The sequence below is a fragment of the Arthrobacter sp. TmtSoilC79 genome, assembly GCF_059739405.1.
Window position 1 is genome coordinate 4,660,755 of the sequence record NZ_AP046051.1, and the last position, 17,558, is coordinate 4,678,312.

The following is a 17,558-nucleotide window of genomic DNA, read 5'->3' on the forward strand; positions in this document are numbered from 1 at the left end:
GTGACAGAACTATGGGGTGACCAAATCCTCCGCAACCGCTGCCCCAGCCGCAGAGCACAGCCTCCGCATGGCGCTCTCTGACCCCACCCTCAGGATCCTCGCTTCTGCCATCCTCGTCGCAACAGTAGGACGCGGCATCTTCCTTACGTTGACGGTTCTGTATTTCAGCCGTTTCGTTGGGCTGAGCGCCGTGGAAATCGCCGTGATCCTCTCGGTTTCCAGCGGCGTGGGAGTCGCGACGTCCTATATCGGCGGCCGGCTCGCTGACCGCTTTTCCGCCCGTCGACTCCTGGTGGGCATGGTTGCCATCGAAGGTCTCGCGATCGCGACCTATACGTTCGCTGCGAACTTCAGCACCGCCGTCGTGATTGCCTGTATCGCGGTAGGCGTGAACCGGGGTGCGAACGCCACGCGTTCGGCGATCATTGCCCGGGCTTTCGAGGGTCCGAACCGTGTGAATGCCCGCGCTGTCCTCCGCACAGTAACGAATCTTGGTATCGCACTGGGAGGCATGATCGCCGGACTCGCGCTGCTGGCCGGAACTGCCGAAGCCTTCCGGGCAATGATGATCGGCGCCGGTGCGGTCTACCTCCTCAGCGCGCTGCACCTGCGCCGCCTCCCCACCCGCGTGGACGCACCGCGCCATGACCCGGCCAGCCCGCTTCCGCAGCGACGCGTCTCCCCCTTTCGGGACCGCCGCTATCTGGTCCTGACAGTCCTGTCCGGCATCTTTGGCATGCAGTTCGGCCTTGCCGAAATGGGTGTGCCGCTGTGGATTTCGCAGGACACCAGTGCGCCGGATGTCCTGATATCCGTCATTCTGGTCATCAACACGCTGTGTGTCGTTCTCCTGCAAGTCCCACTCTCCCGCGGCACGCACGACCCACGGCACGCAGGAAAGATCGTCATGACGGGGGGAGTGCTCATGGCCCTGGCTTGCGTGCTCTACGCAACGGCAGGAGGAGTGCCGGTGGTGGCGGCCGTGTCGCTCCTGTGCGGCGCCGCGCTCCTGCACTCGTTTGCAGAGATTCTGTCGCAGGCGGGAGCGTGGGGACTGAGTTTTGAGCTCGCCGACCCGCTCCAGGCAGGGGCTTACCAAGGAATGTTCGGTATGGGATCTGCCCTCGGAGCCATGCTCGCACCGCTCGTGGTGACCGCCACCGTCGTCGAACATGGAGCGTTGGGTTGGGGCATCCTGGGTGCCGTCTTCCTTGGGTCTGCGGCAGGAGTCACGCTGATCGCGCGGAAGGCATCAACGACGCCGGCACTCGCCTGAGAGCGGTCGGCCAGCAAGAGGTGCCTCCCGCCGAATTGATCCTGCGGGAGGCCCCTGATGCTGATGGAGCCAGGGTCAGTGGCTACCGGTCACTTCCTGCCAGGGAAGCCGGTGTCCGTTGCACAGCTGACTGGGCGATTCCCCGGCCGCAGCCAGGTCTGCCTTGAGTCCCTGGCGGACCAGCTGACCGTAGGACTGCACCCTGCCGCCCTCGGGAGCGGCGGCATTGGGGGTGTCGTTCTGACCCGAATACGAGCAAATGGAATTGGCGTTATCCGGGCCGCGTTCCACTTGTCCTGCGGCGAAAGCCGGTGTGGCCGACAACGCCGTCAGCGCACCTACACAGAGGGCAGCAGAGAGAAGTTTGATTCGCATTGTGTTACCTCGATTTGTTGTGACGTGGCGTGCGCTCCCCAGCCAGCCCGACGCAGGTGGGAATAAGATAGCGCAACTCCGCGCCGAGGGTAAGGGCTTTTCGGTGGCGCCCCGGGGCAGCCCCGCCCTTACCCGTAGTCCGACCGAAGGGAAGTGCAGGCCTGACGCACCACAACAACAACCTTGCCGCAAATACTAAGCATGCTTATGGTAGTGGTGGCAGGCCCAATTCGACAGGCTCGAAAGGAGTGCGACCATGTCCATGACCGAGGTAGCCGACGGCGTCCATCGCTTCTCGGACGCCTTCGTAAACTTTTATGTGGTGGAAAGCAGCGATGGCTTGACCCTGGTGGACTCCGGACTCCCGGCCATGTGGACACCCCTGGAGAAGTCGCTCAAGGCTTTAGGCCACTCCCTCCAGGACATTCGCGCCCTGGTCCTGACCCACGCCCACTTCGATCACTTGGGACTGGCCAAGCGCCTTCATCAAGAGTTGGGCATTCCCGTGTGGGTCCATCGCGAAGACTCCTACATTGCTGAACATCCCTACCGCTACAGGCACGAACGCTCGCGGTTCATCTTCGCCCTGACCCACCCCAAGGGCCTGCCCGTGATGGCCAGTATGACCAGGGCCGGCGCGCTCAACGTCAAAGGCGTCAGCGATCTGCGGCACTTCCCCGGGACCGGCGCGCTGCCAGTCCCCGGCAGTCCGGAAATTGTCTTCTCCCCGGGCCACACGAGCGGCCATTGCGGACTCTTCCTTAGGGAACGCGGAATCCTGTTCAGCGGCGACGCCCTGGTAACCATGGATCCCTATACGCAACGAACCGGGCCGAGGATCGTTGCCGGGGCAGCTACTGCGGACAGCGCACTGAACCTTGCATCACTCAAGCAGTTGGCGGACACCCGGGCCGGCCTGGTGCTTCCCGGGCACGGCGAGCCTTGGACAAGGGGCATTGAAGAGGCGGTAACCATCGCCCGGGCAAACGGTCCGGCCTGAAGTGCTACTTCTTGCCGGCTTTCAAATCCGCGACCACCTTGGCAATTCGCCGCGCACGCGTTTCCTCGGTCTTGGCATCGGCGATCGGTTCGACGTAACGCCGTTGGGCGCTGTAGTTGAGTGTTCCGTAGAAGGCCTTTGCCTCGGGCTCAGCGTCCAGTGCGGCAGCCAGGTCATCTGGCACCTCCACCACGCGGGGCTCGGTATCCACTTCAAGGCCAACACCCACCGTGTCACCTGCGGCAACGCCGGTGAGCTCACGGTTCGCCGAGCTGACGCCCACCATGTATTTCCCGGCCATCACCGCGATGCTGCTGCGGTAGCTCTTACCGTTGATGGTCACCACCACCGGGGGTCGCTTGCCGGCACCGAGGGCATCCACCACCTCCGGGGGAACCTCGATGCCTGCCTTGTTTCCATCGCCGACGATCGTGGTTGTGAATTCCATGTCCCCAGTATGCCGTCAGGCACCGGTAGACGCACTGCACGCACAGGACTACTTTCGAGATAACCGCAATCCAACAAGCCAGCCGCAAGGAGACAGGTAATGGACAACCAGGATCTTTTGGAACGCATCCAGTCACTGGTCGAGGAGGAGCACCGCCTCCGCGACTCCGCAGGGTCAGAACACGACGGCGACGACAACCGCGCCCGCTTGGCCCACCTTGAGGCCCAACTGGACCAATGCTGGGACCTGCTCCGCCAACGCCGCGCCAAGAAGGACGCCGGAGAGAACCCCGACGAAGCGGAGCCAAGGCCCGTCAGCGAAGTGGAGGGCTACCGGCAGTAATAACGCCCCTTCAAGGAATTACGCTCCTTCAAGGACCTGGCTGGTAGCCCACGCGAGGTACTTCGCCGCGTTGGCCACGGCGTCCGCCACATCCGGGACGCCGTCTTTGCGCTGTGCGACGTCCAGCAATTGGGCGGCGGCAACAATGCCGTGCTTGGCCAGGTCCTCAGGTGTGACAGTAATTCGCCCCGCCACGGCGATGACGGGGATCCCGTGAACGCTGGCAGCATCGGCCAAGGCGATAGGGGCCTTCCCGGTAAGTGACTGCTCGTCCATGGAACCCTCACCGGTGATGGCCAAGTCAGCCTCGCCGAGGTGCTTGGCCAAGCCCGTGAGGCCGGCCACCAGCGCGAAGCCACCCTCCAGTGCGGAGTCGGTAAAGGCAAGGAACGACGCCGGGAACCCGCCTGCCGCTCCCGCACCAGGTACGTTCACATCGCGGCCAGTTGCTTCCCGAAGGAGCGACGCCCAGTTGCGAAGACCGGCGTCGAGCTTCTCCACCGCATCCTCGTCCGCACCCTTCTGCGGACCAAAAACATGCGCCGCACCATCGGGCCCGTAGAGCGGATTCTGAACGTCGACGGCGATCCGGAACTTCACGGCGGACAGTCGCGGATCCAGTTCGGAGGCGTCCAGGGCAACGACGTCCACCAAGGAACCTCCCCCGAGCGGCACCACGTTCCCGGCCGCATCAAGGGGTTTGAGCCCCAAAGCACGCAAGGCTCCACTGCCGGCGTCGGACATTGCCGAACCGCCCAAGCCGAGGACGATTTCGGTGGCACCTGCATCCAGGGCTGCGGCGATCAGCTGGCCGCAGCCGTAGCTGTGGGCGCGGAGCGAATTCTCCGGGGTGGGTTCCATGTGCGCGAGGCCGGAAGCCATGGCGGTCTCAATGACAACGCTTGCCCCGCCGAAGGCGTCTTTCCGGATGGCCCATGATGCTCCCACCGGCTTCAGGATCGGGCCGACAACAGCGTTGTTCCGCTCCTCATATCCGGCGGCGATGGCCGCATCCAGGGTGCCTTCGCCGCCGTCGGCCACCGGGAACTGGGTGGTCACGGCGTCAGGGTAAACACGGAGGGCGCCTTCGGCCATGGCTGACGCGGCTTCGGCGGCGGTCAGTGATCCCTTGAACTTGTCCGGGGCGATGAGGATACGCATGGGTCCATCTTGCCAGCTTTGCTCGGAAAGCGCTTGCCCGCCCGTAATGTGGGCGCCGGGACTATCCGCTGATCACCCGGACCGGGGCCCCGTCCAGCCACCCCTTCACATCTTCAAAAGCCCCGCCATAGAACTGGCGGTAACTCTCATGCGTCACGTAGCCGATATGCGGGGAGAGCACCGTCCGCGGGGAATGAAGCAACGCATGGCCTCCCGGAAGGGGTTCATCGTCGAACACATCCAGCGCAGCTCCGCGGATCCACCCCTCTTCCAGCGCCTGGATCAGCGCAGCCTCGTCCACCAAAGGACCACGCGCAGTATTGACCAGTACGCCTTCGGGTCCGAGCAAGCGCAGTTCCTTGGCCCCCACGATTCCCTCTGTCCGCTCGGACAACCGGAGGTGGAGCGTCACGACGTCGGACTCACGGAACAGTTCCTCTTTGCTGACCTTGCGGGCACCGGCTGCCTCTGCGGCGTCGGCCGTGAGGTTTTGGCTCCACGCCAGGACGTCCATACCGAACGCCTTGGCATAACCAGCCATTCGCTTGCCGATCTTGCCCAGGCCCACGATTCCCAGCGTCTTGCCTTCAAGCTCAAAGCCGACGCCGGTCTGCCAGCCCCCGGCGCGCAGCGAGTTCTCCTCCACCGTCAGATTCCGGGCAAAGGCCATCAGCAAAGCCCACGTCAGTTCGGGCGCAGCGGCCGGCGATCCACTTGTTCCGCACACCACGATTCCCCGCTCTGCCGCTGCCTCCAGGTCAATGGCTGCATTCGCCATGCCAGTAGTGACCAGCAGCTTCAGGTTGGGCAGGGCCTCAAGGACATCCTGCGGGAAGCGGGTTCGCTCGCGCATCGCCACAATGATGTCGAACGGCGCCAAGGCGGCCACGGCCTGCTCTGCCGAGACGAAAGGTGCGCTGAACACGCTCACCTTTACGCCGTCGTCGAGCAGTGAGTCCCACGGGGCATAATCGCCGGAGACCTGCTGGTAATCGTCCAGGATGGCTAAACGGAATCGGGTCACGTCCCTTATCCTCGCGCGGCGGCCGGTGGTACTCAACCCCATCTCGCGTTAGGTTTTTGAGTGTGAGCCAAAATGTGACGTCCACCATGCCCAAGCCCGAGCACCCCCGCCCACAATTGGTCCGTGAAAACTGGCTGAACCTCAACGGCACCTGGAGTTTTGAGATCGACGCCGGTGACTCCGGTCTGGAGCGCGGCCTCACCACCCGCGAACTCAACAGCGAGATCCTGGTTCCGTTCGCACCTGAATCCGCCCTTTCGGGGATCGAGCACGTCGATTTCATGGAAGCCGTCTGGTACCGGCGGACAGTGAGCATTCCGCAGGAGTGGGCCGGGCAGAACGTACTGCTGCACTTTGGGGCCGTAGACCACGACGCCACCGTGTGGGTGAACGGGGTTGAAGTTGGCCGGCACCGCGGCGGTTTTACGCCGTTCACCGCGGACCTCGGAGGAGTAGCCGAGCCCGGTACGGAAGCAGTAATTGTGGTGCGGGCCAGGGATTCCCGGCACGAAATGCAGGCCCGCGGCAAGCAGGCCACGTGGTACAACAACACCCACTGCCAGTACACCCGGACCACCGGGATTTGGCAGACGGTATGGATGGAGGCCGTGCCCGAGGTGCACATCAAACGCCTCCGGATGACGCCCAACCTTGCAGATTCCAGCATCACCGTGGAGGTGCCCGTCAACCGGAATCGAAGCGGACATACCGTTACCGCCGTGCTCAGCGACAAAGGCGATGTACGTGTTGAGGCCAAGGCAAAAGCGGACCTGGATCTCACGCCATCTCTCCGCCTGAACATCCCTGAAGAATCCCTGCGCCCCTGGTCCGTCGAAGACCCCTTCCTCTACGACCTCGAGGTCAGCGTGCGGGACTCCTCCGGCACTGTGGTTGACCACGTCAGCAGCTACGCAGCGGTCCGTTCGGTTGCCCTGGACGGCAAGGTTGTCCGCATCAACGGCAAGGCTGTCTTCCAGCGACTGATCCTGGACCAGGGCTACTGGCCCGAGTCACTCATGACCTCGCCGGACGACGCTGCCTTGGTCAAAGACATCGAGTTGTCCATGGCCGCAGGCTTCAACGGCGCCCGGCTGCACCAGAAAGTCTTCGAGGAGCGCTTCCTCTACCACGCGGACAGGCTCGGCTACCTGGTGTGGGGCGAGTTCGGAGACTGGGGAGTTTCCGGCGGAGGAACTGTGGGGCACAACCAAAAGCCCACAGCGAGTTTCGTGGCTCAATGGCTGGAAGTCCTGAAGCGCGATTTCAACCACCCCTCCATCATTGGCTGGTGCCCCCTCAATGAGACGCACCAAGTGATGCATGATCGCCCCACCGTGCTGGATGACGTCACCGAAGCCATGTTCCTGGCCACCAAGCTCGCCGATCCCACGCGCCCGGTCATCGACGCCTCCGGCTACTCGCACCGCATCCGGGAAACCGACATCTACGATTCCCACTCCTATGAGCAGGACCCGGACCGCTTCCGCCTGGAACAGCAGGGCCTCGCTGACGGCAAGCCCTACATCAACCGGGCGACGGACGGCCAGGAGTACTCAGTTCCCTACGCCGGGCAGCCGTACTTCGTCTCGGAATTCGGCGGGATCTGGTGGAACGAAGTTGAGGCACGCCAGGCCGTGGACGGAAGCGACGTCTCCTCTTCATGGGGATACGGCCAGCGGGTCAGCAGCGAGGAAGAGTTCTACACCCGCTTTGACGGGCTCTGCTCCGTGCTGCTGGAAAACCCGGACATGTTCGGTTATTGCTACACCCAGCTGACGGACGTTTTCCAGGAGAAGAACGGCATCTTCACCTTCGATCGCAGCAACAAGTTCGATCTGGAGAGAATCCGGGCCAGCCAAGTCCGGCCAGCCGCGATCGAAACCCGGAACCAGCCCCGCCGAGGTGGCAATTAACGGCAATGTGGGCGCCTGGGATTGTCATCAAATGCCACTTCGGCGGGGGTTTTAGACCCACTGGCCGCGGCGAACCATAACTCCCTTGAGCAGGTCCAACCGGTCCGACACCAGCCCGTCCACGCCAAGGTCCAGCAGCCGCTCCATCTCCCCCGGCTCGTTGATGGTCCACACATGCACCTGCCGTCCCAGCCGGTGGGCACGACGGATAAATCCCGGCGTCACCACGGGCAAGCGGCCGTACCGGACGGGAACCTGGAAGACGTCGACGCCGGAGAGCAGCTTGCGTGCCACAGCGGCAGGAAGTACTGGGCCCAGAAGGACGAAGAGCGCGGTCAAGGAGCTGCCGGCCGAGGACGCTGCACGCCGCGAAAGCCTGGACAGGACGGCCCGCCGTCGCCTGTCCGAGAAACTGGTGACCAAAACCCTGTCGTGGATGCCGTGCTTCTCGATTGCCGTAGCCATCGGGCCCACGGAGTTCCAATCCTTAACGTCCAGGTTCAGCCGGGCACCCGGCAAGGAAGTGACAAGCTCGTCGAAAGTTGGCACCGGCTCCACCCCGCCAATCCGGGCGGCTGCAACCTGGGCGGCCGTGAGCTCGGAAATCCTGCCCACGGAATCCGTCACCCGGTCCAGGGAAGAGTCATGGAATACCAGCAATACCCCGTCCGCGGTGGTGTGGACATCCGTCTCCAGGTGCGCGGTCCCCAGGTCCACAGCGGCACGGAAGGCGGACATGGAATTCTCCAGGCCATTCAAGGAGAATCCCCGATGGGCGAAAGCCAAAGGGCCCACCGAACCGTCCTTGCGAAGGAAATAGGGCAGCGTCACTCCCGTAGCGTAGCCCATTGCCAAGGTGCGGCTAGGACTCCTGCGGAACCGCCGCCGTCGTCGGTTGTGGAACGATCGCAACGCCGTCGCTGACGTGGACCAGCGTGCGGCCGCGGCCGCCGTCGAGCTCCACCCACACTGCAGTGGCATCACCGGTGACGGCATCCACCACCCCGGACGATTCGTAGCCGGGCATCAAGGTGATGTTGACGCGGTCACCCTGGCGCAGCGAACGCCAATGGTGGTCCGGTTCGATCCGTCGCAAAGGCGCGGTATTGATGCTGCTGATCCGACGCTTGGCCATGATTTCCCCTACACATTTCAACGAGACGATTTCACCGTGCAAATTTCACCGTGCAAACGGGTTCTTGGCTGGAAGCCTACGGAGCCAAGTTGAACGCCGGTTGTATGGAAGCTGGGAACTGGGTGACACTGCGTGCTGGCAAACTGGGGGAATGACTGTGTTGATTGCCGGCTGCGGCGACCTTGGAACCGAAGTTGGACTGCGTTTCGCCGCTGCGGGACATGACGTGGTGGGCCTGCGCCGCTCCCCCGAAAAGCTGCCTGCCGGGATCCGCGGTATGTTCGCCGACATCTCTACCTCCGTGCCGGAACTGCCCGGGGACGTGGACATTGTTGTGGTGGCTGTTGCAGCGGATTCCTCCACGGAAGAGGCGTATCGCGCGGCGTACTTGAACGGGGTGAAGAACGTCCTGGATGCACTGGAGCGGCAAGCGATCGAGCCTCGACGGATCCTGTTCGTCTCCTCCACGGCTGTGTACAAGGACTCCGGTGGGGCTGTTGTGGACGAGTCGACGCCCACTGAGCCCACACGGTTCAGCGGCAAGGTCCTGGTAGAAGCGGAAGAGCTGTTGTTCAGCCGGACGCTCGGAACCAGCACCCAGCCCATATCCCTGCGGCTGGGTGGAATTTATGGGCCGGGTCGAACCCGGCTGATCGACCAGGTCCGCAGCGGCAAAGCCGCGATCCCCGCCCAACCGCGGCACACCAACCGCGTCCACAGGGACGACGCCGCGGCAATGATCGTGCACCTCACCACCATGGAGGCCGCTCCGGAGTCCGTCTATGTTGGCGTCGATGACCTGGCAGCCGAAATGGGGGACGTCATGCGCTTCCTCGCCGCTGAACTTCACTGCCCGGAACCCCCGACGGCGGCACCCGGCGACGCGTCCGACGCCGGCCCCGGCGACAAGCGCTGCAGCAACACACGGCTCCGGGCCACAGGTTTTGATCTCACCTTCCCCACCTACAAAGAGGGCTACCGCGCACTGCTGGCAGGCGAGGGCGTACGGCACCCGTGAGCTCGGAGGGCCCTGCCCCTTCGCGGGCACACGGGTGGGGCCGGATCTACTTCGCTGTCCAAGCTCTGGCTGGGCTCGCGTGGTGGGTTGGAGTTTTCCTGTCACCGGCCATACGCGCAGCCACTCTTGGCCGCCTGGATCCCGTCTCTGTAGCCGCCTTCGACATTCCCTTGTTCGTCATCGCCTCGGGTGTCGCGGCCTTCGGCGTCAGGGCAGCAGCAGTGGTGGCCACTGGTTGGACTGGAATCGTTGCAGTTGCCTTGGCTGTCTACGCCACCATCACTACCGAGGCGGGGTGGGGCGTCCTGATCATGTTCACCGCCGCCGCATGCTCAGTGGTTGCGCTGTTCTTTGTGGCGCAGGGACGGGTGCCCACGGAGTTGATCCTGCGGGGACCGTTCGCGTTCCGGCCAGCGCCTACCCGCCGCGGCACTGCGGCCAACGTGGGGTCAACCATGGGTCAGTTGATTCTCTTCTGGGGTTTCTTCCTGGTGGTACTTCCTTCAGTCATTTGGTGGTTAGAGCAGCGGTGGGGCGTCTCCCTGCTGTTCCCCTCGGCGGCCGCACCCGTCGGCTTCGTGGTGCTGTTATTGGCCAGTTCCCTAGGTGTCGCTTCCGCGGTGACTATGTCCTCAATCGGAGGTGGCACTCTACTGCCTTCTGCCATGCCCAACCGCCTGGTCATCGCCGGGCCGTACCGTGGGTCCGGAACCCCATGGCCGTGGCCGGCATTCCCCAAGGAGCAGCCATGGGCGTGATGATGCTTCTATGTCTTGTCAAGCGATAGGAGGGGGCCTCGGCAGGTGATCAACCGTGTTTCCCTCCACCGTTGTTTTGGCTGCTGGCGAAGCTTGCGGAGCTGTGCCCGACGAAGGCCTGTCTACCCTTGGGCAAGGGGTGGGGTAATTCCCGGAGGAAATCAGCGACGAAGGAGCGCCGCAGGGACATTTCCTGCACCGCAGGGCTCCGACGAAGGAGGGGCTAGACGGGCCCCAACGAAGGAGGGGCTAGACGGGCCCCAACGAAGGAGGGGCTAGACGGGCCCCAACGAAGGAGGGGCTAGACGGGCCGGAGCGGACACGTGCAATCCGAAGGACAGCAGCCAAAGCAAGAAAAGGGGCCTTTTTGCAGCCCGAGCGGAGCGAGGACCAGCACGCAGCGCGCAGCGTTGCATGGCTTGACGGGTCGGAGCGGGCTGGTACAGACCGTCAGGGCAGCAGCCAAAACAGCAGCCGGACGAAAAGAGATCCGCGACGCGCGACCTAGCCCAAGCGGCCAGCCACGAAGTGAAGCAGGGTAAAAACCCGATCCCCCGGTTCTTCCGGGCATCGCTGAGCCTTTAGCAGTTACAAGTTGGGACTTATTTCGTGCCCAGAATGACTTAAAAGTGAACCCCCCGGTGCGAACACTAGGATAAAGCCGGACAAACTAAAGAATGGGGATTTAAATGCGTTTGTGGTTTAGCAGGAAGGCTAATGTTCTCGGCCTCGTCTTGGCCGTGTTATGCGTCCCCATTGCTGGGTGCTCGTCGGCTGCGGAGCAGCGAGCCAAGGAGGCAGCCAACGAAGCTGCTGTGGATGAAGCAATTGAAAAAATCCTCGGGCCCACAGAAGCACAGAAAGCAGAGGGCTTCGTGCATGCTGGTGACGGGGTCTTGATCCGTTGGGCGACAGAATCCGAGAAGAAAACCGCTCGTTCGAACTGTCTCTCCGGCCTGTCTTGTTTCATCGTGACAGTGGAAATGAACGGCAGCTGCCCCGGCGGTATCTACATCGAACTGAAGCTCAAGGATTCTAGTGGCAACGTCGTGGGACGCTCAAACGAGATAACGCCAGCGATGCGTGAAGGCGATCGTGGAGTCTTTGCGATCACCGGGGCAACAAAAGCGCCCAAGGCCGCATTTGGCGAAGTCAATTGCAACGGCTAGAAACGACCCGGAGATAAGAGCCTGCTCCCCGAAGCCAAGGCATGCTCTTCTTCGACTCCTGGGGCGATGCTTGAGCGTACCCAGTATGTTTCGACGTTCACCGCTCCGATGTGCCTCGTAACTAACGACCAGTGTGCCGATGCCAGACGGAGGTTTGTGGATGCAGTTGTGAGAATGCGGTGCGCTGAGAACCTTCCTAAGTTGCAGGGGAACATATGGCAAGGGTTATGAGGCGCCAGGCCCTAAAGATTTTTGGATTCCGGCATCAATTCCCAGAGTGACGGTTGGAGGCTGCTTCGTCCTTGGCTTTCAACCCGGCGCCGTTAGTAGGGGACCAGGTGGCGAGCAACTGCAGCCCATCGTGGGACCGGGGTCCTGGGCGCGGTAAGACAAAACGTCCGGGACCACCGGGCCTGTCACAGGGCCGCGTTCGCAGAGATGGTCAGCCCTCTTGGCCTTCCCGACGATGTGGCCGAAGACCTCATGCTGCTCCGCGACGGAGCGATGGTCGCCGGGTATTTGGACAATAGCGAGGCCCTCGCGGAGTCCTTTCTCCGTAGCAGCCGCCCTCACGGGCTCTCACTGAAAACCAGCTGCCCCTACCGGAACGGACCCCCCAAATATCGGCAAGCGGGTGAGGCGGCCAGCTCCGGCGAGGTACGCAACTTTCAGACACGAAGCCGGTCCACGCCCCGTCCTTCAGTAGGCTGGAGGCGAAGGGCTGCCCAAAGGCTGAGAGTATGCGGGCAAAGACCGATTCTTCACACGGTGCGTTCCCGGGTAGGTCCGGGGCCCTTCTTCCTCTCTGTTTCTCAGAATTCCCCATGAAAGAACCTACGAACATGTCTTTACTCACCGACCTCCAGGATTATGCCAAACGGACACACGCAGGAGTGTGGACGACCCGCAACGGTCAGAAGGTCCCCGCGACGGAAGACATCAAGCTCGGCAATGAGGCCGTGAAGGTTGACGCGACCGTCCTTTATGCCGACCTGGCAGAATCAACCCAGCTGGTCAAGGGAAAAAAGGACTGGTTCGCCGCAGAGGTCTACAAGAACTACCTCTACACCGCCGGAAGGATAATCCGGGCACAGGGAGGCGTGATCACTTCATTCGACGGCGACCGCATCATGGCCGTCTTCATCGGAACCACCAAAAACACCGACGCGGCTAAATGCGGGCTGAGGATCAATTGGGCGGTTCAAGAGATACTCCAGCCTGCCATTAAAGCCAAATACCCCAAGTCCACCTACCTGCTGAAGCAGAAAGTAGGGGTCGACACCTCAGCCCTGTTCGTCGCCCGAACGGGTATCCGGGGAAGCAATGACCTCGTCTGGGTGGGAACCGCAGCCAACAACGCGGCCAAAATGGCTGCGCTTCCCACCACCTACTCCACTTACATATCAGCAGCGAGCTACAACATGCTCCTGGACTCCTCCAAGTACGGCGGATCCAGCAAGAAGAACATGTGGACAGACCTCGGTAAGGATCAGTTGGGTTACACCATCTATGGATCGACTTGGCGCTCGAGCATTTCCTAACATCCACCGGCACTGAGAGAAGGGACCCCTAGGCGTGGGACTGCAAGAACAAGTCGTGGAAGGCGTCAACGGCGTGCTGGCACCTGATTGGGCCATCCGCAATGGGCAGAACGTACCAGAGACCACGGAAATCGCACTCGGCAACGGCGCGGTACGGCTGGACGCGACCTACCTCTATGCCGACATGGCCGACTCCACGGGCCTGGCTCAGGGGCACCACGACTGGGCGGCGGCAAAGATTATCCGGTGCTACCTGAATGCGGCATCACGAATCATCCGCGCCCGGGGAGGCCAAATCCGAAGCTTCGATGGCGACCGAGTCATGGGCATCTTCATAGGGCCCGACAAGAACGCCCACGCCGCCAAGGCCGCCCTGAACATCTCCTGGGCAGTTAGAAACGTGATCAATCCTGCCCTCAAGAAAAAATGGGACAGCCTTCAATGGACCATGGGGCATGGAATAGGCATCGACACAGGCACGGCGATTCTCGTGCGTGGCGGAGTCCACGGACAGAACGACATCATTTCCATCGGACATGCTCCCAACGTCGCAGCCAAGCTCAGCGAGATCCGTAGCGGCAATGCCATCAACATCACCGCTGCTGTCCTCCAAGATCTGAGCGATGAAACCCGGTACACGAAGGGCGTGGACATGTGGAGTTCGGCCGGCACCCAAGCCTACGGATCAAAATCGGTAACCGTTTACGGAACCACTTACCATTGGCAACCGTGATCACATTCATCAAGAAACAGCTGCGAAGAGCCGCACCGGCTGACCCCGAACCCGTCAAATCTGATAAAGAGGCCCTCGAAACCACCTGGAAGATACACGCAGCGCTGGTGGACTGGACCGGCAAGGTTGACGCCAAAGCCGCTTTCGCTGTCGCACTGGAATCAGCCGGGATCACCACCATCGTTGCTCTCTCCGCGGAAGGCCGCCTGTTCGGAGCCCTGCAGGGATGCCTGCAACAGGTCACCTACTACCTGGCTATCGTCGCGCTGGTAGTCGCCGCTGGTTGCGCCATGTGGGTTGTCATGCCCCGGCTGCGGATGCGCCACGTGGGCAAAGAATGGCCTGAAAACTTCATCTACTTCGGACACCTTCGCTACTGGGACGCAGGACCGCTGCAAGAGAAGATCAAACAGACGGATCTGCTGCCGGTACTGACAAAACAGCTCATTGGCATGAGCCGAATCGCATGGACCAAGCATCTGCTGGTGAAACTGTCCATGATTTTCGCCTCCATCGGCGGGATCAGTCTGCTGACCTGCGGACTGCTCGTGCGGGCCTCCATACAGTAGCGGCGCGAAGTGTCGCCCCTGTCCCAGGGCGGGCAGTCAGATACCACCCCCTCGACGGCGGGTGGCCTGGCGTCCCGGCAGCTCGGTCCCAGCTCCCGCGCAGGCAGGGTGCACGGCCCTCTGCCGGGAGCTAACGTGACAGTTCGTCCAACAGGGCACGAAGTTCTTTGCTTTGTTCGAGGGCGAACTCTTTGCGCAGTTCCTCCTTGGCCAGCCGTCGCCGTTTGGTCGCTTCGTTCTTGTCGATGGAACCGGATGCGAGAAGGTTTCGGCCGTGCATAGCCTTCTCTGTCACTCCTGGCCTCTCCGTCTCACCGGCAAGTATGGCGTTGCAGAACTCTTCCCCGTGGACCGAGCACCACCCGCTCTTCAAGGATTGGCCAAACTTTTCATCATCGGGGATGTGTTCCAGCGTCCGTGCCTCCCAGAGCAAACTGGGTGATGCTGCTCCTGGTTTACCGTCGTCACATCCGCACGAGAACACAAAGTAATCGTTGTCTTCGATCTCATCCCACACGCTTCCTGTCACCAGGATGTCTTCGGGGTCGGTTTGCTGTGCTGCTTTAGCTGCGTAATTTACCGGCTTGCCAGCCCAGACCGGCTCCTGCAAGTCGAGGTGTCTGGGTAATCCAACCTTTTTGACGAGGATCGAACCACTCGCAACGCCCACTTTGAATCCTGTGGATGGCGCTTCAGGCCACTTCTTCTCAAGCTTCTGCGTGAAGTCATGGCTGAATGTCCGGATGGAGATCGCTGCGCACATTGCCTTTTCGTATCTCCCTTCGCCCCAGAACAGCCCGAAACCACCGTCCCCCTGGATATCGACGAAGTCCGCGCCGAACGCATCGAGGATTTTCACCACACCTCCTACACCGGCGTCATAGATGCTTGCCGTGCTGGCAGCTCGGCGGCCCTTCTCCAGGCTGGTAGAGGACTTCAGATCAAAGAAGACTGCAACGAGATCATGGAGACGGTGCCAGGTTTTGGCGTCTACCGGCAAACTGTCCAAGTCCAGTGAACTTTTGTGCTCGACGGTGGGCATGCGCCCGAACCGGTCAGCGGTTCGCTTGCCAACAGCATCCAAGAGTTCTTCAAGTTCCACGACGTCTTGCTCCTTAGTAGTTACTCAAAGATTAGCGTCGGGGACCGACAGTAATGATGGAATTGGCCTGTGTTGCGGTGTGACTCTGAGTCCGACTGACGCCCTCGTGGTTTGTCTTCATAATGATCTGTCCGCCGTGACGCACGCTGGAGTAAGCGCGGCGGCAAGGGTGGACATGACCTCATAGGAGCCTGCTCAAAGAATCCCCTTACTGTCTTGTCTGACCACCCGGCCGGCGTGCCCTTCATGTTCCATTGCACGCAACAGAAGGTCAGGGCAATTTCATCATGGCAAAACAACATCGGAAAGTCGTCGCTGGGATCGACACGCATGCCGATACCCACCACGTCGCCGTCATCAGTGAAACCGGACGGCATCTAGTGGACAAAGAGTTCCTCGCTGTCGTTTCCGGCTACCGGCAGATCGTGGAGGGCACGGGCAGTTACGGAGCGGAGCTCGCATGTGTTCTGAGTCGGGAGCATTTCTGGGTCCGTCTCCCATCGACGGAGCATCCCTTGACCTCGACGCGAGTGTCCCGCTTCCTCAGAAATGGGACAAGCTCTACGGGACACTCCCACATTCGTTCAAAGTTGTCATTTTCCGAAGTCGTCTGCACACGTGGCCCTGAAAGTGCGCGAGCTGTGTAGGCGAGTCTGGACATTCGGTGTCCGTACTCGCCTGCACAAAGAGTCGTTTGGTCGAAGAGGCGTGATGCTTGACGGCGCTATGTTCGTCAGCGAGGGCTCGTGACCGCCTGTAGAACGTTGCTCGGGACATTCCGAGATCCCGCCGGACCGAGTAAGTGAGACGTCTCGTATCCCCAGCCTTATGAGCCAGCGCGTAACGCGGGTGCGACATTCAGCGATCAGAGAACGCCGACATTTATCGCCTTGTCGCCGAAAGTCACACCCCCGGACGGCGATGCGGTCCGGGGGTGTGTTGTGAACGGCCGTCCGCAAAACATGTGCCCAGCACCTCGACGGGATGCCGCCCAAAATAGGAGTGAGCTGAAGCACGTGGCACGTTCCGTGCAGAACAGAATCGACCATCCCTGGAATAGGCTCTGCTCATGCGAACTTGTGTTTTCTGTGGTGGAGCACCGTTGACAAGGGAACACGTATTCCCCCAATGGCTCCGGCAATTCTCCGGTCCTCAATCTTTCATAAAACGTGCCGGCGCCTACAAGTCCGGGTCCCCCGAGTTAGTGGTCCGGAAGGATTCGCGCGGCAAGTATGTCGAGGTGCTGGAGCAAAGGGGAACGAAGACACCTAACTTGCACGAGATAACCGTCAAGGCAGTCTGCGCACCATGCAATAACGGTTGGATGTCGGTACTCGAAGGAGATGCTCGACGCATACTTAAGAAACTAGCTAGCCATCAGAATATGGTTTTGGACCGGAGCCAAAAGGCTACCTTGGCGGTGTGGGCTCACAAGTGTTTCCTTATGTACGACCTGTATCAGGATTCGCGTGATCGCGCGTTTGGTGATGATGACCTGGGGTTCTTCATGAAGACGAAGCGGCCCCCAGTAACAGCTCGCTTGTATATGGGAATCACGGACTCACCCTTTGCCCCGATCTCCCTCTGGCATCAGCCCAGGCTGGTCATACCGGCGGGAACAGTGGCTGACCCGCAATCCGTCCTCGGAACAAGCAACATGTCCAGCTCTTCCCTGTGCGTTCAGGGAATCTACTTCATTGAGCAGTATTTTCGGCCTGATATTCGGTGGAATAGCTTGCAACGTCGGGCCATAGACTCGCAGTCGCGTATAGCTGTCGAGTCCATCCCGGCACAGGCTCTTTGGCCATTAGACAGCAAGCCGCTGCGCTGGCCCCCAAGAGTTACCACGTTGCGGGAGTTTGAAAGAGGCCGGTTGGCCCTGCACAACGTGCTAGCCACATTGCCTACGGCCGTCGAACGGGCCAACTCACTCCGATAGCACCGTACGCCAGGTTGATGGCCTCCGGCACACAAAGGGAAGGGACTACGCCTGG

General features: G+C 61.5%; 17 protein-coding genes. 10 read left to right on the plus strand and 7 right to left on the minus strand.

The window, feature by feature from the left end; all coding sequences use genetic code 11:
- Window positions 1–16 precede the first annotated feature (16 nt).
- Window positions 17–1,276 carry an MFS transporter gene (locus tag AC6JA3_RS21430; protein ID WP_497920575.1) on the plus strand — a complete coding sequence of 420 codons (1,260 nt, stop codon included), beginning with the start codon at window positions 17–19 and terminating at the stop codon, window positions 1,274–1,276.
- A 75-nt stretch (window positions 1,277–1,351) separates the two neighbouring features.
- On the opposite strand, the gene AC6JA3_RS21435 is transcribed toward AC6JA3_RS21430, so the two are convergent.
- Window positions 1,352–1,651 (minus strand): hypothetical protein, encoded by a 300-nt coding sequence (locus tag AC6JA3_RS21435; RefSeq protein WP_026540944.1) that lies wholly within the window; start codon window positions 1,649–1,651, stop codon window positions 1,352–1,354.
- Between the two features lie 256 nt (window positions 1,652–1,907).
- Between AC6JA3_RS21435 and AC6JA3_RS21440 the strand changes: the two genes are divergently transcribed.
- A complete protein-coding gene (locus AC6JA3_RS21440; protein WP_497920576.1) occupies window positions 1,908–2,651 on the plus strand; it encodes an MBL fold metallo-hydrolase in 744 nt (247 codons plus the stop codon).
- A 4-nt stretch (window positions 2,652–2,655) separates the two neighbouring features.
- On the opposite strand, the gene AC6JA3_RS21445 is transcribed toward AC6JA3_RS21440, so the two are convergent.
- On the minus strand, window positions 2,656–3,099 hold the full coding sequence (locus tag AC6JA3_RS21445) for a YdeI/OmpD-associated family protein (RefSeq protein WP_091550458.1): 444 nt from the start codon (window positions 3,097–3,099) through the stop codon (window positions 2,656–2,658).
- Between the two features lie 99 nt (window positions 3,100–3,198).
- Between AC6JA3_RS21445 and AC6JA3_RS21450 the strand changes: the two genes are divergently transcribed.
- A complete protein-coding gene (locus AC6JA3_RS21450) occupies window positions 3,199–3,441 on the plus strand; it encodes a DUF2630 family protein (protein ID WP_026540948.1) in 243 nt (80 codons plus the stop codon).
- An 18-nt stretch (window positions 3,442–3,459) separates the two neighbouring features.
- Here the strand turns inward: AC6JA3_RS21450 and AC6JA3_RS21455 are convergent, their stop codons facing one another.
- Together AC6JA3_RS21455 and AC6JA3_RS21460 are read right to left on the minus strand one after the other, a co-directional pair.
- On the minus strand, window positions 3,460–4,602 hold the full coding sequence (locus AC6JA3_RS21455; RefSeq protein WP_497920577.1) for a glycerate kinase: 1,143 nt from the start codon (window positions 4,600–4,602) through the stop codon (window positions 3,460–3,462).
- A 61-nt stretch (window positions 4,603–4,663) separates the two neighbouring features.
- Window positions 4,664–5,626, minus strand: coding sequence for a D-2-hydroxyacid dehydrogenase family protein (locus AC6JA3_RS21460; protein WP_497920578.1), 963 nt, complete (start codon window positions 5,624–5,626; stop codon window positions 4,664–4,666).
- Window positions 5,627–5,700: 74 nt separating this feature from the next.
- On the opposite strand from AC6JA3_RS21460, the gene AC6JA3_RS21465 reads away from it, so the two are divergent.
- Entirely contained in the window at window positions 5,701–7,539 is a 1,839-nt protein-coding gene (locus tag AC6JA3_RS21465; protein ID WP_497920653.1) for a glycoside hydrolase family 2 protein, read from the plus strand.
- Window positions 7,540–7,590: 51 nt separating this feature from the next.
- On the opposite strand, the gene AC6JA3_RS21470 is transcribed toward AC6JA3_RS21465, so the two are convergent.
- Together AC6JA3_RS21470 and AC6JA3_RS21475 are read right to left on the minus strand one after the other, a co-directional pair.
- Entirely contained in the window at window positions 7,591–8,388 is a 798-nt protein-coding gene (locus AC6JA3_RS21470) for a glycerophosphodiester phosphodiesterase family protein (RefSeq protein WP_497920654.1), read from the minus strand.
- A gap of 13 nt (window positions 8,389–8,401) precedes the next feature.
- Complete coding sequence (locus AC6JA3_RS21475; protein ID WP_026540953.1) at window positions 8,402–8,674, minus strand: hypothetical protein; 273 nt, start codon at window positions 8,672–8,674, stop codon at window positions 8,402–8,404.
- 151 nt (window positions 8,675–8,825) lie between these two features.
- On the opposite strand from AC6JA3_RS21475, the gene AC6JA3_RS21480 reads away from it, so the two are divergent.
- From AC6JA3_RS21480 to AC6JA3_RS21505, 6 genes are all read left to right on the plus strand, one after another.
- Window positions 8,826–9,692, plus strand: a complete 867-nt coding sequence (locus AC6JA3_RS21480) for an NAD-dependent epimerase/dehydratase family protein (protein WP_497920579.1) — start codon at window positions 8,826–8,828, stop codon at window positions 9,690–9,692.
- The gene (locus AC6JA3_RS21485) at window positions 9,689–10,450 is read left to right on the plus strand and encodes an isoprenylcysteine carboxylmethyltransferase family protein (protein WP_497920580.1); all 762 of its coding nucleotides are present in this window, start codon (window positions 9,689–9,691) and stop codon (window positions 10,448–10,450) included. The genes AC6JA3_RS21480 and AC6JA3_RS21485 overlap by 4 nt, the downstream gene beginning before the upstream one ends.
- A gap of 815 nt (window positions 10,451–11,265) precedes the next feature.
- Complete coding sequence (locus tag AC6JA3_RS21490; protein WP_497920581.1) at window positions 11,266–11,619, plus strand: hypothetical protein; 354 nt, start codon at window positions 11,266–11,268, stop codon at window positions 11,617–11,619.
- 842 nt (window positions 11,620–12,461) lie between these two features.
- Entirely contained in the window at window positions 12,462–13,160 is a 699-nt protein-coding gene (locus AC6JA3_RS21495; protein WP_497920582.1) for an adenylate/guanylate cyclase domain-containing protein, read from the plus strand.
- A gap of 34 nt (window positions 13,161–13,194) precedes the next feature.
- Window positions 13,195–13,893: an adenylate/guanylate cyclase domain-containing protein gene (locus AC6JA3_RS21500; protein WP_497920583.1), complete on the plus strand. Its 699-nt coding sequence runs from the start codon at window positions 13,195–13,197 to the stop codon at window positions 13,891–13,893.
- The gene (locus AC6JA3_RS21505) at window positions 13,890–14,462 is read left to right on the plus strand and encodes a Pycsar system effector family protein (protein ID WP_497920584.1); all 573 of its coding nucleotides are present in this window, start codon (window positions 13,890–13,892) and stop codon (window positions 14,460–14,462) included. Before AC6JA3_RS21500 ends, AC6JA3_RS21505 begins: the two co-directional genes overlap by 4 nt.
- 130 nt (window positions 14,463–14,592) lie before the next feature.
- Here the strand turns inward: AC6JA3_RS21505 and AC6JA3_RS21510 are convergent, their stop codons facing one another.
- Window positions 14,593–15,504: a hypothetical protein gene (locus tag AC6JA3_RS21510; protein ID WP_497920585.1), complete on the minus strand. Its 912-nt coding sequence runs from the start codon at window positions 15,502–15,504 to the stop codon at window positions 14,593–14,595.
- Window positions 15,505–17,558: the final 2,054 nt, after the last annotated feature.

Bases quoted from the DNA above. Each gene is read 5' to 3' on its own strand.
- AC6JA3_RS21435 (WP_026540944.1), bottom strand. From the start codon at position 1,651: ATGCGAATCAAACTTCTCTCTGCTGCCCTCTGTGTAGGTGCGCTGACG.
- AC6JA3_RS21440 (WP_497920576.1), top strand. From the start codon at position 1,908: ATGTCCATGACCGAGGTAGCCGACGGCGTCCATCGCTTCTCGGACGCC.
- AC6JA3_RS21445 (WP_091550458.1), bottom strand. From the start codon at position 3,099: ATGGAATTCACAACCACGATCGTCGGCGATGGAAACAAGGCAGGCATC.
- AC6JA3_RS21450 (WP_026540948.1), top strand. From the start codon at position 3,199: ATGGACAACCAGGATCTTTTGGAACGCATCCAGTCACTGGTCGAGGAG.
- AC6JA3_RS21455 (WP_497920577.1), bottom strand. From the start codon at position 4,602: ATGCGTATCCTCATCGCCCCGGACAAGTTCAAGGGATCACTGACCGCC.
- AC6JA3_RS21470 (WP_497920654.1), bottom strand. From the start codon at position 8,388: ATGGGCTACGCTACGGGAGTGACGCTGCCCTATTTCCTTCGCAAGGAC.
- AC6JA3_RS21475 (WP_026540953.1), bottom strand. From the start codon at position 8,674: ATGGCCAAGCGTCGGATCAGCAGCATCAATACCGCGCCTTTGCGACGG.
- AC6JA3_RS21480 (WP_497920579.1), top strand. From the start codon at position 8,826: ATGACTGTGTTGATTGCCGGCTGCGGCGACCTTGGAACCGAAGTTGGA.
- AC6JA3_RS21495 (WP_497920582.1), top strand. From the start codon at position 12,462: ATGTCTTTACTCACCGACCTCCAGGATTATGCCAAACGGACACACGCA.
- AC6JA3_RS21510 (WP_497920585.1), bottom strand. From the start codon at position 15,504: ATGCCCACCGTCGAGCACAAAAGTTCACTGGACTTGGACAGTTTGCCG.